Source organism: Bacillus sp. LR--39, assembly GCF_053613335.1.
In genome coordinates, this window is sequence record NZ_JBSIOT010000911.1 from 1 (window position 1) to 699 (window position 699).

At 51.2% G+C, this 699-nt stretch carries 1 protein-coding gene; it reads left to right on the top strand.

Annotated features, from left to right (window positions below):
- Positions 1-677, top strand: a 677-nt coding sequence (locus ACWHAR_RS27415) for a GntR family transcriptional regulator (protein ID WP_452088475.1), incomplete at its 5' end; no start/stop codon positions are given.
- Between the last annotated feature and the right edge of the window lie 22 nt (positions 678-699).

The window sequence follows — 699 nt, forward strand, 5'->3', positions numbered from 1 at the left end:
AAAACCTTGCCGAAACAAAAGATTTGAAACCCGGCGACCTCATTCCTTCTGAAAGAGAGTTCGCAGAAAAATATGAGGTGAGCAGGATGACCGTTCGACAGGCGGTTAACAATCTCGTCAATGAAGGCATTCTCGTCCGGCAGCGGGGAAAAGGGACATTTATTGCCGAGCCAAAAATTGAGCAGCCTCTCAAAGGATTGACAAGCTTTTCCGAGGACATGAAATCAAGGGGCATGAGGCCCGGCACGAAAATGCTCGGCTTCGGCGTCATCCCGTGCGACCAGAGCACAGCGCGCAAACTGGAGATACGTGAAGGGGCTTCCGTCTATGAAGTCAAACGGATCCGCCTCGCCGATGACATCCCGATGGCTTATGAAATCTCCTATTTGCCCGCCGACTTCATTAACGGCCTGACCGAAGACATTATGAGCGCATCTTTGTACGACTATGTCGAAAATACGCTCTCCCTTACGATCGACCGGGCCGCGCAAACACTAGAACCGGCGATTGCCTCTCAGGCAGAGAGCGAGCCTCTCGACATAGAGGAAGGCGCACCAGTCCTGCTCATTGAACGCTTGAGCTATTTGGACGACGGCAGACCGTTTGAAGTGGTCAAATCCGTTTACAGAGGCGACCGCTATAAATTCGTCATTGATATGAAGAGGAAAGACCAATGAGGAAGACAGAGAATACGAACGA